Origin of the sequence: Streptomyces sp. NPDC046887 (genome assembly GCF_040644755.1) — a bacterium.
Taxonomy (GTDB): Bacteria; Actinomycetota; Actinomycetes; order Streptomycetales; family Streptomycetaceae; genus Streptomyces; species Streptomyces lichenis.
This window is the reverse complement of record NZ_JBEYXH010000007.1, coordinates 164,152-179,530: the sequence shown is the minus strand read 5'-3', so window position 1 is coordinate 179,530 and position 15,379 is coordinate 164,152. Positions and strand designations below refer to the sequence as shown.

Here is a 15,379-nt window from a genome sequence, read left to right as displayed (position 1 = left end):
CCACCACGGTGGTGCAGGACAGCCAGTGGGTCAGGCACGGCAGCGATGTCTGCCGGAGCTGTTCTCATCGGCTCGGCCGCAGCGGCCTGGATCCTCGCTACTTCACGGGGCGGACTGAGCGAAGGAGGCAGCAGGGCAGGCACTGCTGAAGCGTTGCCCAACCTCACGAGGCGTCCGGATGTCAGTGGGCTGGACGGGACACGCGAGCAGTTCCACAAGCAGGCACGACAGGTGATCAGCGATGTGTCCGGCTGACGCGCAGCCTGCACACCCTCCACGCGGGGCCCATGCGCACAACGACGAAGGGCCGGACTCAGTGGAACTGAGTCCGGCCCTTCGTCTTCGGCACTTCAGCAAGCCGGTGGACTGACCACGCTGGCTGAGCTGGAGTGCCCCCGGCAGGATTCGAACCTGCGCACACGGCTCCGGAGGCCGTTGCTCTATCCCCTGAGCTACGGGGGCGTTCGCCGTGTTGCTCGGCGACGGGTAGAACACTACCAGCTCCGAAGGGGTGCCTGTGAACAGGTATTTCCGGGCGTGGGGGAGGGCTGGGGTGGGGGTGGCCGGGGGTGTGGGGCGAGGTGACTGGTGGGGGTGGAAGTGGGGAAAACCGGGACGCAGGGGTGGGGCGGGTCCTACTCTCGAGTTGTGTCAGGCGTGTCCGGCCGGGTGCTCGTCGTGGACGACAACAGGGTCATCCGGCAGTTGATCAGGGTCAACCTTGAGCTGGAGGGCTTCGAGGTCGTGACCGCGGCCGATGGTGCCGAGTGCCTGGCGGTGGTGCACGAGGTGCGGCCGGACGCCATCACGCTCGATGTCGTGATGCCGGGGCTCGACGGGTTGCGGACCGCGCGGATGCTGCGGGACGACCCTCGGACGCGGCACCTTCCGGTGGCGATCGTCAGTGCCTGCACGCCGGGGGAGGCGGAGTGGGAGGCGGTCGGGGAGGTCGGTATCGACGCGTACCTGGCGAAGCCGTTCGATCCGGAGGAGCTGGTGGCGCTGGTCCGGCGGCTGGTGAACCGGCAGCCGGAGCCGCCGCTGGAGGGCAGCCACGGAGGCGGGCAGCCCTGGACGGGTGGCGGTGCCGGGGGCGGGCCGCACGGCTGAGCGGAGGGAGTGTTCCCGCTGGTCAACTGGGTGGGTGACCGGATGGCGAAACCCGTTCCATGGTGGGCCGCCTCCTCCCCTAGGCTGGAGTTGTGACCCCCGCCGATCTCTCTGTGACCGTGCTGCGCGCTGTGCGTCGCGCGGTGGACGAGGGTGCGTTGCCGCGGGGGGTCGCGGTGCCGGAGCGGGTGGTGGTGGAGCGGCCGCGGGCCGGCGGGTGCGGGGACTGGGCGACCAATGCGGCGCTGCGGCTGGCGCGGGAGGCCGGGATGGCGCCGCTGGCGGTGGCGGAGGTGCTGTCGGCCGCGCTGAGGGGTGAGCCGGGGATCGGGCGAGTGGATGTCACCGGGCCGGGGTTCTTGAATTTCACATGCGAGAGGGGTGTGGGGGGCGGGGTTGCGGCGGCGGTGCGTGAGGTGGGGGTGCGGGGGGCGCGGTATGGGTTTGGGGAGGGGATGCGGGGACAGCGCGTCGAGCTGGTGTGTGGGGGTGGGGTGCGGGAGGGGGTGTATGCGGAGGCGGTGCGGGGGCTGCTGGTCGCGCAGGGGGCGGATGTGAGGGTGCGGGAGGGGGAGGACGTCTCGGTGGTGGTGCGGGGTGCGCACTATGACCCGAGGGGGTTGGGCAGGGATGCGTGCCAGTGGGCGCTGTTGCGGCCGGCGGCGGGGGACCGGGTGCTGGATGGACCACCTCTGCTCGTACAGGGGGAGGGCAATGGCTTGTTCTTGGTGCGGTATGCGCATGCCCGGGCCCGGGCGCTGGTGCGGAACGCGGGGGAGTGGGGGTTCGCCGGGGAGTGCGGGGACGACCTCGGCGCCTCTCGGCTGGGTGGGTTGATCGTGGAGTATCCGGGGGTGCTGGAGGCGGCCGCGCGGTTGCGGGCGCCGGATCGGGTGGCTCGGGCGCTGGAGGCGGTGGCGGATGCGCTGCTGGACTTCCAGCACGGGGTGCTGCCCATGGGAGAGGAGAAACCCTCGGCCGCCCACCGCTCCCGGCTCGCCCTTGCCGAGGCTGCCGGGACGGTGCTGGCCGGCGGCCTGGCCCTGCTCGGCGTGAGCGCACCTGACCACCTGTGACCGTGGGGTCACCTGTGACCGTAGTGAGAGTGATATGAGCCGTTCCGCACATCCCGCCGGGCCCCGCCACGGGGACGTTCTGCCTGAGGGGCACTACTCGGCGCCGCCTGCTGATCTCAACCAGTTGGAGGGGAAGGTCTGGGCTCGGACTGTTCGGCGCGACGCCGACGGGGTGGTGGAGGTGGGTGGGGTTCCGGTGACCCGGCTCGCGGAGGAGTTCGGGACGCCGGGGTACTTCCTGGATGAGGACGACTTCCGGGAGCGGTGCCGGGGGTGGGTGGCGGCGTTCGGGGCGGACGCTGACGTGTTCTACGCGGGGAAGGCGTTTCTGTCCCGGGCCGTGGTGCGGTGGCTGTACGAGGAGGGGCTCAACCTGGATGTCTGCTCGGAGGGGGAGTTGGCCACCGCGCTCGCCGCGGGGATGCCGGCCGAGCGGATCGCGCTGCACGGCAACAACAAGAGCGTGCGGGAGATCGAGCGGGCGGTGCGCGCGGGGGTCGGGCGGATCGTGCTGGACTCGTTCCAGGAGATTGCCAGGGTCGCGCATGTGGCGCAGGGGTTGGGGGTTCGGCAGCGGGTGCAGATCCGGGTGACGGTGGGGGTCGAGGCGCATACGCATGAGTTCATCGCGACGGCGCACGAGGACCAGAAGTTCGGGTTGGCGCTGGCGGGTGGGCAGGCCGCGGAGGCGGTGCGGCGGGCACTGACCCTGGACGGGCTGGAGCTCATTGGGATTCACTCGCACATCGGCTCGCAGATTTTCGACATGGCGGGTTTTGAGGTGTCCGCGCGGCGGGTGGTGCAGTTGCTGGGGCAGATCCGGGATGAGCACGGGGTGGAGTTGCCGGAGATCGATCTGGGGGGTGGGCTGGGGATCGCCTACACCGCGGACGATGATCCGCGCGAGCCGCAGGAGATCGCCAAGGCGCTCAGGGAGATCGTCACCCGGGAATGTGAGAGCGCGGGGCTGCGGACGCCGCGGATCTCGGTGGAGCCGGGGCGGGCGATCGTGGGCCCGACGGCGTTCACGCTGTACGAGGTGGGGACCGTCAAGCCGCTGGAGGGGCTGCGTACGTATGTCAGCGTGGACGGCGGGATGTCGGACAACATCCGCACCGCGCTGTACGACGCGGAGTACACCGTCGCGCTGGTGTCGCGGACCTCGGAGGCCGCGCCGATGCTCAGCCGGGTGGTCGGCAAGCACTGCGAGAGCGGTGACATCGTCGTACGGGACGCCTTCCTGCCCGCCGACCTGGCGCCCGGGGACCTGATCGCCGTCGCCGCCACCGGGGCGTACTGCCGGTCGATGGCCAGCAACTACAACCATGCGTTGCGGCCGCCGGTCGTCGCCGTCAAGGACGGGGAGGCGCGGGTGATCGTACGGCGGGAGACGGAGGAGGATTTGCTCCGTCTTGATGTGGGGTGAGGAAGAGCTTCACGGCGCAATGGCCGAGTGATGAAAGATACGTCTCATAATCCGGACGTAGGGGGGAAATGCACGTCCGGTGAGTGAGACTGGATGCCGCTGTAATGGGCCGGGACAGGCCGCTGACGTAGTGAAGAAGTGAAGGGTGTCGGATGATGCGTACGCGTCCGCTGAAGGTGGCGCTGCTGGGCTGTGGAGTGGTCGGCTCAGAGGTGGCGCGCATCATGACGACGCACGCCGACGACCTCGCCGCCCGAATCGGGGCCCCGGTCGAACTGGCCGGGGTCGCCGTCCGCCGCCCCTCCAAGGTCCGCGCGGGCGTCCCCGCGGAGCTGATCACCACCGACGCCACCGCGCTGGTCAAACGCGGGGACATCGATGTGGTGGTGGAGGTCATCGGGGGCGTCGAGCCGGCTCGGGGGTTGATCACCGCCGCCTTCGAGCACGGGGCCTCGGTGGTGTCGGCCAACAAGGCGCTGCTCGCGGAGGACGGGGCCGCGCTGCACGCCGCGGCGGAGGCGGCCGGGCGGGATCTCTACTACGAGGCGGCGGTGGCGGGTGCCATTCCGCTGATCCGGCCGCTGCGCGAGTCGCTCGCCGGGGACAAGGTCAACCGGGTCCTCGGCATCGTCAACGGCACCACCAACTTCATCCTGGACAAGATGGACGGCTCGGGCGCCGGGTACAGCGAGGCGCTGGACGAGGCCACCGCCCTCGGGTACGCCGAGGCCGACCCGACGGCGGACGTCGAGGGCTTTGACGCCGCGGCCAAGGCGGCCATCCTGGCCGGGATCGCCTTCCACACCCGGGTGCGGCTGGACAACGTCTACCGGGAGGGCATGACGGAGGTGACGGCCGCGGACTTCGCCTCGGCGAAGCGGATGGGCTGCACCATCAAGCTGCTCGCCATCTGCGAGCGGGCCGCCGACGGAGGCTCGGTCACCGCCCGCGTCCACCCGGCGATGATCCCGCTCAGCCACCCGCTGGCCTCGGTGCGCGGCGCCTACAACGCGGTGTTCGTGGAGGCCGACGCGGCCGGGCAGCTGATGTTCTACGGGCCCGGGGCGGGCGGCTCGCCGACGGCCTCGGCGGTGCTCGGCGACCTGGTCGCGGTCTGCCGCAACCTGGTCAACGGGGCGACCGGGCCCGGCGAGTCCGCCTACGCCGCGCTGCCGGTCAGCTCCATGGGCGAGGTCGTCACCCGGTACCACATCAGCCTCGACGTGGAGGACCGGCCGGGCGTGCTCGCCCAGGTCGCGACCGTCTTCGCCGAGCACGGGGTGTCCATTGACACGCTCCGCCAGCAGGGGCGGGACAGCGGCGGTGCCGACGGTGCCACCGCCGAGGGACGCGAGGGCGGCGAGGCCTCCCTCGTCGTCGTCACCCACCGCGCGCCCGACGCCGCCCTCGCGGGGACGGTCGAGGCGCTGCGCAAGCTCGACACCGTGCGCGGTGTCGCCAGCATCATGCGGGTTGAAGGAGAGTAACCAGCAATGACCCACCAGTGGCGCGGAATCATCGAGGAGTACCGGGACCGGCTGCCGGTCACCGACACGACACCGGTCGTCACCCTCCGCGAGGGCGGCACGCCGCTCGTACCCGCGCAGGTGCTCTCCGAGCGCACGGGCTGCGAGGTGCATCTGAAGGTCGAGGGCGCCAACCCCACCGGCTCCTTCAAGGACCGCGGCATGACCATGGCGATCACGCGGGCCAAGGAGGAGGGCGCGCAGGCCGTCATCTGCGCCTCTACGGGCAACACCTCGGCCTCGGCGGCCGCGTACGCGGTGCGTGCCGGGATGGTGTCGGCGGTGCTCGTGCCACAGGGCAAGATCGCGCTCGGCAAGATGGGCCAGGCGCTGGTGCACGGCGCCAAGATCCTCCAGGTGGACGGCAACTTCGACGACTGCCTGACGCTGGCCCGCGCGCTCTCCGACAACTACCCGGTGGCGCTGGTCAATTCGGTCAACCCGGTCCGTATCGAGGGCCAGAAGACCGCGGCCTTCGAGATCGTGGACATGCTCGGCGACGCCCCCGACATCCATGTCCTGCCGGTCGGCAACGCGGGCAACATCACCGCGTACTGGAAGGGGTACAAGGAGTACGCCGCCGACGGCGTCTCCTCCCGCACCCCGCGTATGTGGGGCTTCCAGGCCTCCGGTTCGGCGCCGCTGGTGCGCGGCGAGGTGGTCAAGGACCCGTCCACCATCGCCACCGCGATCCGGATCGGCAACCCGGCCTCCTGGAGCTACGCGCTGGCCGCGAGGGACGAGTCGGGCGGCTTCATCGACGAGGTGACGGACCGTGAGATCCTGCGCGCCTACCGGCTGTTGGCCTCCCAGGAGGGCGTCTTCGTGGAGCCCGCCTCGGCCGCCTCGGTCGCCGGTCTGCTGAAGGCCGCCGAGCAGGGCAAGGTCGACCCGGGCCAGAAGATCGTCTGCACGGTCACCGGCAACGGGCTGAAGGACCCCGACTGGGCCGTCGCCGGCGCCCCCCAGCCGGTCACCGTCCCGATCGACGCCACGGCGGCGGCGGAGAAGCTCGGGCTGGTCTAGCGGGAGTAGCGGGCCCGGTCCGCGGAGGGCTGGGCGGCAGAGGGCTGGGGCGGTCGGGAGGCCGGGGGACGGCACCCCGCGCCCGCCGCCCGCCCCCGGGCCCGTACCGCCCGACGGGACCGCTACCCGGCCTCGTACGCCTACGGGGTCCGTTCCCGGGCTCGTACGCCGTAGGGCCCGCGGCCCCGGACTCGTACGCCGTGGGGCCCGTTCCCGGCCACGTACGCCGTAGGGCCCGCGCTCCCGGCCACGTACGCCGTGGGGCCCGCGCCCCGTACCCCCGTATGCCTGCGGGGGTACGGGGCCGGGTCCCCGTAGCCGCCCCCGTACCGTACGGATCTCGCCATCCGGCGCACCCCCGGGTGCGCGATCGCGCACCCGCGCCGCACCCTTCGGATGGCGGGAAACGGCGGTCCGGGACGGGAAGCACGGGGCGGGCGCGACACGCATCGTGCGCCTCCCGTGCGCCCTATGTCGCCGCAGAACCTTCCTTCGATAGTCTGTACCGAACCCGTCCCGCCGGATATGCCGCGGTGCGGTCGCCGTCCCGCCGCAACCGGCCGACGCAGGGGCTCCGCCGGGCCCCGACGAAACCCCTGCCGCACTGCCGCCAGATCCCCAAGGAGAGTCACCGACCGATGGCCGGTCCCGCGTTCCGCGCCGCCGCCGTCCGGGTGCGCGTTCCCGCCACCAGCGCCAATCTCGGCCCGGGCTTCGACGCCCTCGGCCTGTCGCTGGGGCTCTACGACGACGTGGTCGTCCGGGTCGCCGACTCCGGGCTGCATGTCGACATCGCCGGAGAGGGCGCCGAGACGCTCCCGCGCGACGAGAGCCATCTGCTCGTACGCTCCCTGCGCACCGCCTTCGACCTGCTCGGCGGACAGCCGCGCGGCCTGGAGGTCGTCTGCGCCAACCGCATCCCGCACGGCCGGGGCCTCGGCTCCTCCTCCGCCGCGATCTGCGCCGGTATCGTCGCCGCCCGCGCGGTGACGATAGGCGGTGACGCCAAGCTCGACGACGCGGCGCTGCTGGAACTCGCCACCGAGATCGAGGGCCACCCCGACAACGTCGCCGCCTGTCTGCTCGGCGGCTTCACCCTGGCCTGGATGGACGGCGGCTCCGCCCGCGCGATCAGGATGGACCCGGCGGATTCCGTCGTTCCGGTGGTTTTCGTCCCCGGGAAGCCGGTGCTCACCGAGACCGCCCGCGGCCTGCTGCCGCGCACCGTGCCGCATGTCGACGCCGCGGTCAACGCGGGCCGTGCCGCGCTGCTGGTCGAGGCCCTGACCCGGCGCCCCGAGCTGCTGCTGGCCGCCACCGAGGACCGGCTCCACCAGGAGTACCGGGCCCCGGCGATGCCGCAGAGCCTCGAACTGGTCCACCGGCTGCGCGCCGAGGGCGTGCCCGCGGTGGTCTCCGGCGCCGGCCCCACCGTGCTGGCGCTGGCCGACGAGGGCACCGCCGACAAGGTCTCGCGCTTCGCGGGCGAGGAGTGGGCGGCCACCCGGCTGGCCCTCGACGCTACCGGGGCGTGTGTGCTGCCGCTGGCCCCGTAGGAGCACGGTTGCCGGTGTGGGAGAGGGGGAATGTTTGTTGGAGCCGGTAGTGTTAACCTCAAGTCTGCACCCGCTGCCTTCATGGCGCGGTGCTGAGTGTCCCCTTCCGGGACCACCATTCTTCCGGGAGCCTCCTCCACTGCCTGTGCAGCCTGCCTGAGCAGTTTGAGCACGCTCCGGAACCGGCGCGCGACACCCCTCGCTCATCCCGAGCAGAGGGCCGAGCAGGGGGCCTCGGGCCGGACAGCACGTCATCTCCCTCCGCCGTACCCGGCGGGACCACCGCCCCGACACGGTCCATCCATCGAGGACCGCCGTCGGACAGCACAACCGGTCGCCGAGCCAGAAGGCCGACGTCCGCTCCAGGGAAGGACCCTTCGTGAGCGACACCACCGATCTGATGGGCGTGACTGCCGACTCCACCGTCGACAACGCCGCGCCCGCCGAAGGTGCTGCCACTGGCACCACCTCACGGCGCCGCCGCTCCGGCACCGGCCTTGAGGGCATGGTCCTGGCCGAGCTGCAGCAGGTCGCGTCGGGCCTCGGCATCAGGGGCACCGCGCGGATGCGCAAGAGCCAGCTGATCGAGGTCATCAAGGAGGCGCAGGCCTCCGGCGGCGCCTCCGCGCCGAAGGCCGCCGACGCCGCGGCCGGCGCCGAGATCAAGCCCAAGCGGCGCGCCACCTCCCGTACCCGCACCGGTGAGGGCGAGGAGGCCAAGGCCGCCAAGGGCGAGGACAAGCCCGCCAAGGCCGCCGCGAAGGCCGCCAAGGGCGAGGCCCAGGCCGGCAAGGCCGCCGAGCAGGCCGCCGCCCAGCAGCAGATCGAGATCCCCGGCCAGCCCTCCGGGCAGGGCGCCGCCAAGGCCGCCGCCCCGGCCGAGCAGACCGAGGAGCAGCCCGCGGGCGAGCGCCGCCGCCGCCGTGCCACCGCGCCGGCCGGCGCCCCCGAGGGCGACACCCGCACCGAGGTGCGCGCGGAGGCCCGGACCGAGGTCCAGGGCGAGCCCGGCGCCAAGGAGCAGCAGGACGGCGGCGCCGAGGGGTCCCGCCGGGACCGCCAGCGCGACCGTCAGCGTGACCGCCAGGACCGTCAGGACCGGCAGCGCGACCGCCAGGACCGCCAGGGCCGCGGCAAGGGCGACGACCAGCAGGGTGGCGGCGGTGGTGGCCAGCGCCAGCAGCGCCAGGGCAGCCAGCAGGGCGGCCAGTCCGGTCCGCAGGACGACTTCGACGACGAGGGCGGCCGCCGTGGGCGCCGCGGCCGGTACCGCGACCGCCGCGGCCGCCGCGGGCGCGACGAGTTCGGCGCCGAGCCGCAGGTCTCCGACGACGATGTGCTGATCCCGGTCGCCGGCATCCTCGACATCCTCGACAACTACGCGTTCATCCGGACCTCCGGCTACCTGCCGGGCCCCAACGACGTGTACGTCTCCCTGGCCCAGGTCCGCAAGAACGGGCTGCGCAAGGGCGACCACGTCACCGGCGCGGTGCGCCAGCCCAAGGAGGGCGAGCGCCGCGAGAAGTTCAACGCGCTGGTGCGCCTGGACTCCGCCAACGGCATGGCCGCCGAATCCGGCCGCGGGCGCCCGGAGTTCAACAAGCTGACCCCGCTCTACCCGCAGGACCGGCTCCGTCTGGAGACCGACCCGGGCGTGCTGACCACGCGGATCATCGACCTGGTGTCGCCGATCGGCAAGGGCCAGCGCGGTCTGATCGTGGCCCCGCCGAAGACCGGCAAGACCATGATCATGCAGGCGGTCGCCAACGCGATCACCCGCAACAACCCCGAGTGCCACCTGATGGTCGTCCTGGTCGACGAGCGTCCGGAAGAGGTCACCGACATGCAGCGGTCGGTCAAGGGCGAGGTCATCTCCTCGACCTTCGACCGCCCGGCCGAGGACCACACCACCGTCGCCGAGCTGGCCATCGAGCGCGCCAAGCGCCTGGTGGAGCTGGGCCACGACGTGGTCGTCCTGCTGGACTCCATCACCCGCCTGGGCCGTGCGTACAACCTCGCGGCGCCCGCCTCCGGCCGCATCCTGTCCGGTGGTGTGGACTCCACCGCGCTCTACCCGCCGAAGCGGTTCTTCGGTGCCGCGCGGAACATCGAGGACGGCGGCTCGCTGACCATCCTGGCCACCGCGCTGGTCGACACCGGCTCCCGGATGGACGAGGTGATCTTCGAGGAGTTCAAGGGCACCGGCAACATGGAGCTCAAGCTCGACCGGAAGCTCGCCGACAAGCGCATCTTCCCGGCCGTCGACGTGGACGCCTCCGGCACCCGCAAGGAGGAGATCCTGCTCGGCAGCGACGAGCTGGCCATCGTCTGGAAGCTCCGCCGGGTGCTGCACGCCCTGGACCAGCAGCAGGCCGTCGAGCTGCTGCTGGACAAGATGAAGCAGCACAAGTCGAACGGCGAGTTCCTGATGCAGATCCAGAAGACGACCCCGTCGGCCGGCAACGGCAACAACGACTGACGCAGCCCGTCCGTCCGCGACACCGGACCGCCCCGTCATCCCGAGGTGACGGGGCGGTCCCGTCTGCGCCCCGAGCCTGTGAACCCGCTGTCAGACGGCCGGTCGGTCCGCGTATCATCAGCTGATCGGGTGGGGGGATTTCCACTGCGCAGCGACGGCAGGGTCCGAGGGACCCGCGAGCCGCGCTGCCCGCAACGCTTGCCGTGCCCCGCCGTCCGAGAGACGTTCTCCGGCGGGGCGCCGTGCCCTGCCGGGCCTACCGAAGGACTACCGAGTGCAGATACGCACCCGCGGTGGCCGGCACAAGCGTCGTCTGCGCCTCGCGCTGCCGGCCGTCGCCGCCGTCGCCGCACTGATCGGGGCCGGCATCGTCGTCTCCGGTTCCAACTCCGCCGAGGCCAGCGTGACGCCGCAGCTCAGCGCCGGCCCGTCGAAGCCCGCGCCGGTCTCCCAGCAGGAGCTGAGCGCCCGGCTGGCCAAGATGCTGAAGGCCGGTGCGAAGAACCAGCGCTCGCTCGTACGGCAGCCGGACGCCGCCGCCCGCGACGCGGCGGAGAACACCGACGGCGGCGAGGGCAAGCCGAGCGCCCGCATCATCGGTGGTTCGACCACCACCATCTCCGCGGCCCCGTGGATGGCGCAGCTCTACTTCGAGGACGGTGCGGGCGACAGCTACTTCTGCGGCGGCGCGGTCATCGCCCCGACGAAGATCGCCACCGCGGCGCACTGCGTCAAGGGCGTCAAGTGGTCCGACAAGGGCGTGGTCGTGGTCGGCACCGACCGGACGCTCGCGACTCCGCCCAGCCCCGGCCAGACCACCGGCCTGAACGGGGGCACGGCGATCGGCGCCTACCGTCAGTGGCACCACCCGCTGCACGACGACTACTCGCTCGACAACGACGTCGCCGTGCTCACGCTGGACCGCCCGGTGCCGAGCAACGTGAAGATCCTGCCGCTGGCGCAGCCGACCGACTCCGCGCTCTACCAGGCCGGCCGCGACGGCAAGGTGTACGGCTGGGGCCGCACCAGCTCCACCGTCCTCGACAGCGGCTCGCCGAAGCTGAAGGTCGCCGACGCCGACATCGTCTCCGACGCCTCGTGCGCGGCGGCGTACCCGGATGGCTTCATCAAGGGGCACATGCTGTGCGCCGGAGCCGCGCCCACCGGGTCCGACGCCACCTCGGAGACCACCTGCAACGGAGACTCCGGCGGTCCGCTGGTCGTCGGCGGCAAGCTCGCCGGCATCGTCTCCTGGGGCGACCAGGACTGCTCGGCCAAGGGCAAGTTCGGGGTCTACGCCAAGGCCACCACGTACTCCGCGCCGATCCAGTCCCGGGTCGACGACACCAACTGGAGCGGGGACCACGCGGCTGACCTGCTGACCCGCCGCACCTCGGACAAGTCGCTGTTCAGTTGGCACTCCAAGGTCACCGGTCTGACCCGCGTCAAAAACCTCGGCGGCTTCGACGGCTTCACCCTGCTCCTCCAGACCGACCTGGACCGCGACGGCATCCAGGACCTGCTGTACCGGACCGCCGGCGGCGACGTGTACTGGCAACACATCGGCTGGGACGACGACGAGGGGCAGCAGAAGCTGGTCGCCAGGGGCTGGAGCAAGCACAAGCAGATCCTCGCCCCCGGTGACGTCACCGGCGACGAGATGCCGGACATGATCGCGGTCGACTCCGCCGGCATCATGCGGATCTACCCCGGCAAGGGCGACGGCGGCTTCGCCGCGCCGGTGAGCGTCGGCTCCGGCTGGGGCGCCTTCACGATGGTGCGCGGCCACGGCGACTTCACCGCCGACGGCAAGGCCGACATCTTCGCCCGCAAGAGCGACGGCAAGACCTACCTGTACAAGGGCACCGGTGTCGCCGCCAAGCCGTGGGCGGCGCCCGTGCTGGTCGGCGCCTTCGGCAGCATGAACGCCCTGGTCACCACCGGCGACGTCAACAGCGACGGCCACGCCGACGTGCTCGCCCGCGACACCGCCGGCAAGCTCTGGCTCTACCCCGGCAAGGGCAACGGCGGCTTCAACGCCCGTCTCGCCTTCGGCAGCGGCTGGCAGGCGTACAACCTGTTCGGCTGAGAACGCACCACCCCGCCCCCACCGCCCACTGCCTTCCGCAGTGGGCGGTGGCCCGTCCCGGAGCGCCCGTGATGAAGGCGGGCACCGGACCCCCGGCAGCTCTGACCATGAACCTCAGATTGTGCTCAACAGTGCTCGATTTCGGTTGTGCTCGGTGAGCCGCAATGATCTGATCAGGGCAGGGCGTTATGAGGATGCCCTGATTTCCGGGGGGAAATTGACATGATAAGAACGACAGCCCTGTTTCGGAGACCCGGCATGGCTGCCACTGCATGCAGCCTGTCGCTGACTGTCGGCCTGCTGCTGCCGGCCGATCATGTGAGCAGCACGGATCTGTCCGACACTGCTCTCGCAGCTGCAGCGTCGTGTCCTTCGGCTGTGCCGACCTACCTTGTTGCTCAAGAGGGAATTCATGGCTCCACTATCACAAGGTATGTGGACTGGGACCCGTCTGGCAGTGGGCATCTTTTCAATGCCGAGAAAACCGCCACTCTCAGTCGCGGCCAGCGTCTGTTCTCGGGTGGAGGTACCCGCCTTTTTGTGACCAATGGCTGGCTGGGAGGCTCGCTGACTTCCTACCAGGATCAGACGGATAAGGGAGGCTCGCTACTCAGTCTCGAATATGTTTACGAGAAGCGGGCCGGGCAAAATTGGCGAGCGGACACTCGCATATGGGTGGATGCAGACGGCAGAGTCGTCAATTTTGACGAGGCCGGCAATCTGAATGTGTACGTCGAGCAGTTTCCGGACGGGACACGCACCTCGGCGCGGATGTCGCGGCTTGCTCAACTTCCAGCAGATGACGCGGCGCTGGTGGAGCTTCGGAGGTCCCAGTCCATTTGGTCCGCCGGCGATGAGATCTACGGGTTGCGGGATGGCGAAATACGTTCGTGGAAATACCAGGCGTCCCTGAACAAGATAGTATTGGGCCCCCAAGTCGTCGGTGCCGTCGTCATCAAGGGTTTGACGGACGCGGCTGACGCCTGGAGTCCTGCGCCCGGGGTCTTCTATGTGAAGACTGCCGAGGGAGCGGTACGAAAGTACGCTGGATCTCCCGCCGCGCTCGTGAACGAAGACGTCGCTGTCGGGCTGAGCGGTACCGTCCTCGCCGGCGCGGCGCGCTGTCTCTCCAGCGCCGGAGACGAGAAGCCCTACTTCGGTGCGCCAGTGGAGGATGCCGGAGTACCTTCTGTCCCGGACCGTCCGGCGCAGCCCGTGCAGGAAGCCGGTCCCGAGGTCGTCTCGGGCAGGTTCCTTCTACCCAACGGGAACCCGGCCACAGGCATGCAGGTGGTCGTCGAAGCCGCAGACCTCTTGCCGGCGGACGGATCCTCCACCGATCTTCCGGATCTGGGGACCGCGACGACTGACGCAGACGGCGAGTGGTCGCTGACCCTGCCCGCGAAACTGCCGACCGAGGTGCAGGCGGTGGTAGACGGCAACGGCGGCGCCCTCAACGTGACGGCCACTACCGTCGCGACAACGGAGACAGGTGTCACGCTCATCGGTGCCAGCAACATGACCGCTGCGCCGAAGAGTCCCCGCACCGGCGCGCGAACCGCGTTCGCATCCGCTGCGAGCGAAGAGCCAACCCCCGCTGCGGAACTGCTGCCGATTGGCCAGGGCGGCGGCACGGTCGGCGATCCGACCGCGCAGGAAGTGAAGAGCACGCACGCGGCACGCGTTGCGGCGGCACCTCAGTACGATGCGGAGTCGCAGCAAGCCCCTCGTTGGCAGAGCGACCGCACTTCCTCTGCTGCGAGCTACAACCCTTATGTGGTCGACGGTGTCGATATCAGGAATCAGCAGGTAACGCCACGCGCTGACACCTGTTGGATGGAATCGAGGGTCGTCTCGCGCCAGATCTCCTACACGATCTCCGGCGAATCGCATTCCTACTGGGATGCCGCAGGATACGTCGAGTACACCTCCAAGCTGTCGAACACTGTCGATGTCGGCCTCAGTATGTCGGGAAGTGCCTGGAAGGTAAGCGGATCGACTTCCATCGGGTCTAGTGCCGCTGGCGTCTCCGGATTCAGTTGGCGCGGACCTTACTTTGCAAAGCAGTGGAAGGTCCCGATCGAGTACAACAAGATCAGGAAAGTCCGCAAGTGTGGTGGGATCGAAATGAACGATCCCTACTACGAGATTCGGCCCTCAAAATTCAAGGTGCCGGCCGGAGGGTCGCCTGGCGTGTTCGGTAAGGATGCAAGGCAGCTGGACGGACCGCTGCGCTACGCGAAGTCCAACCCGAAATACCGGGCTTACCTTATTCCTATGTCCACGTGGGGACTTGATGTCGGCAAGAGCGTAAAATACTCTGGCGCAGCCGAAGTATTCGGAGTCTCCCTTGGTGGCTCGGTGCAGTATGACGGAAATCATAAGCAGCTCATCAGGGCTGGTGGTCGTACCGCCAGGAAACACTACATCTGGGGTAACAGTGCGCCTCCCGGTGCTCACATGGGTGTCATCTACTCGAACTGAGAGAGTCGTAGCCCTTTCGGTGCTGATGTGCCTCCTTTCCTTCGGCTGCTCCGTCCCGCTGTCGAAGGAGAGGGAGGGGGTGGCCCTCGACGGAGGAAATCAGTCCAACGGAACCGTCGGTTACTCATTCGCCGAGAAGGGGGATGCCTTCTGGTTCGCCCTTCCCCTCCCTTCCAATGCCTCGGGCAAGGATCTTCAGGTGGTCGGTGCTGAGATATCCGATCTTCCCGAGGGGTTGGAAGTCGTCCGCTATGGTGCGTTCGACCTGAACGACACCGAGGGGATTCCCCTGCTTCTGCGGGACGGTGATCCAGGGAATCCGGAGTTCGATCAGATAAAGGACCACTCCCAGGGGTTCACGGTCAAGGCCCGCAAGCTCAGTGACTACGTCTACATGGCCAAGCTGAAGGTCACCGGCAAGGTCGAGAAGAACGGCACAAGCTGCCGGTACCACTACCGGCAGGGCGGGGAGACATACAAGCAGTCGCTGCGGTGCTCCTTCTCGATCCGGCTGAAGACGTAGGCGCGGGCCTGGCTGAGGGCGGTCGAGGTGCGACATGCGCCACCTCCACCGATCGCCGGCCGACGTGTCGCAGGCGCCTCTCAG

At 69.9% G+C, this 15,379-nt stretch carries 10 protein-coding genes and 1 tRNA gene; 10 read left to right on the top strand and 1 reads right to left on the bottom strand.

The annotated features are described in order from the left end of the window. Positions 1-390: 390 nt before the first annotated feature. Positions 391-462, bottom strand: a tRNA-Arg gene (locus ABZ945_RS10270). A 132-nt stretch (positions 463-594) separates the two neighbouring features. Between ABZ945_RS10270 and ABZ945_RS10265 the strand changes: the two genes are divergently transcribed. The 10 genes from ABZ945_RS10265 (at position 595) to ABZ945_RS10220 (ending at position 15,295) form a co-directional block, all read left to right on the top strand. Continuing rightward, the gene (locus tag ABZ945_RS10265) at positions 595-1,110 is read left to right on the top strand and encodes a response regulator (RefSeq protein ID WP_361266654.1); all 516 of its coding nucleotides are present in this window, start codon (positions 595-597) and stop codon (positions 1,108-1,110) included. A 92-nt stretch (positions 1,111-1,202) separates the two neighbouring features. Further along, positions 1,203-2,186, top strand: coding sequence for an ArgS-related anticodon-binding protein NrtL (nrtL, locus tag ABZ945_RS10260; RefSeq protein ID WP_361266652.1), 984 nt, complete (start codon positions 1,203-1,205; stop codon positions 2,184-2,186). 34 nt (positions 2,187-2,220) lie between these two features. Beyond that, positions 2,221-3,612, top strand: coding sequence for a diaminopimelate decarboxylase (lysA, locus tag ABZ945_RS10255; RefSeq protein WP_361266650.1), 1,392 nt, complete (start codon positions 2,221-2,223; stop codon positions 3,610-3,612). A 155-nt stretch (positions 3,613-3,767) separates the two neighbouring features. Then, positions 3,768-5,099, top strand: coding sequence for a homoserine dehydrogenase (locus ABZ945_RS10250; protein WP_361266769.1), 1,332 nt, complete (start codon positions 3,768-3,770; stop codon positions 5,097-5,099). 6 nt (positions 5,100-5,105) lie between these two features. Then, positions 5,106-6,164, top strand: coding sequence for a threonine synthase (gene thrC, locus ABZ945_RS10245; protein ID WP_361266648.1), 1,059 nt, complete (start codon positions 5,106-5,108; stop codon positions 6,162-6,164). A gap of 638 nt (positions 6,165-6,802) precedes the next feature. Next, positions 6,803-7,720: a homoserine kinase gene (gene thrB / locus ABZ945_RS10240; protein WP_361266646.1), complete on the top strand. Its 918-nt coding sequence runs from the start codon at positions 6,803-6,805 to the stop codon at positions 7,718-7,720. A gap of 379 nt (positions 7,721-8,099) precedes the next feature. Continuing rightward, positions 8,100-10,199 carry a transcription termination factor Rho gene (gene rho / locus ABZ945_RS10235; RefSeq protein ID WP_361266644.1) on the top strand — a complete coding sequence of 700 codons (2,100 nt, stop codon included), beginning with the start codon at positions 8,100-8,102 and terminating at the stop codon, positions 10,197-10,199. Between the two features lie 274 nt (positions 10,200-10,473). Beyond that, positions 10,474-12,288 (top strand): trypsin-like serine protease, encoded by a 1,815-nt coding sequence (locus tag ABZ945_RS10230; protein WP_361266642.1) that lies wholly within the window; start codon positions 10,474-10,476, stop codon positions 12,286-12,288. Positions 12,289-12,546: 258 nt separating this feature from the next. Continuing rightward, positions 12,547-14,772 (top strand): hypothetical protein, encoded by a 2,226-nt coding sequence (locus ABZ945_RS10225; protein WP_361266640.1) that lies wholly within the window; start codon positions 12,547-12,549, stop codon positions 14,770-14,772. Between the two features lie 79 nt (positions 14,773-14,851). After that, positions 14,852-15,295, top strand: a complete 444-nt coding sequence (locus tag ABZ945_RS10220) for a hypothetical protein (protein WP_361266638.1) — start codon at positions 14,852-14,854, stop codon at positions 15,293-15,295. The last annotated feature ends 84 nt before the right edge of the window (positions 15,296-15,379 follow it).

Excerpts from the sequence above, each read along its gene's own strand:
- lysA (WP_361266650.1), top strand. The coding sequence starts at position 2,221 with ATGAGCCGTTCCGCACATCCCGCCGGGCCCCGCCACGGGGACGTTCTG.
- thrB (WP_361266646.1), top strand. The coding sequence starts at position 6,803 with ATGGCCGGTCCCGCGTTCCGCGCCGCCGCCGTCCGGGTGCGCGTTCCC.
- thrC (WP_361266648.1), top strand. The coding sequence starts at position 5,106 with ATGACCCACCAGTGGCGCGGAATCATCGAGGAGTACCGGGACCGGCTG.
- ABZ945_RS10250 (WP_361266769.1), top strand. The coding sequence starts at position 3,768 with ATGCGTACGCGTCCGCTGAAGGTGGCGCTGCTGGGCTGTGGAGTGGTC.
- ABZ945_RS10225 (WP_361266640.1), top strand. The coding sequence starts at position 12,547 with ATGGCTGCCACTGCATGCAGCCTGTCGCTGACTGTCGGCCTGCTGCTG.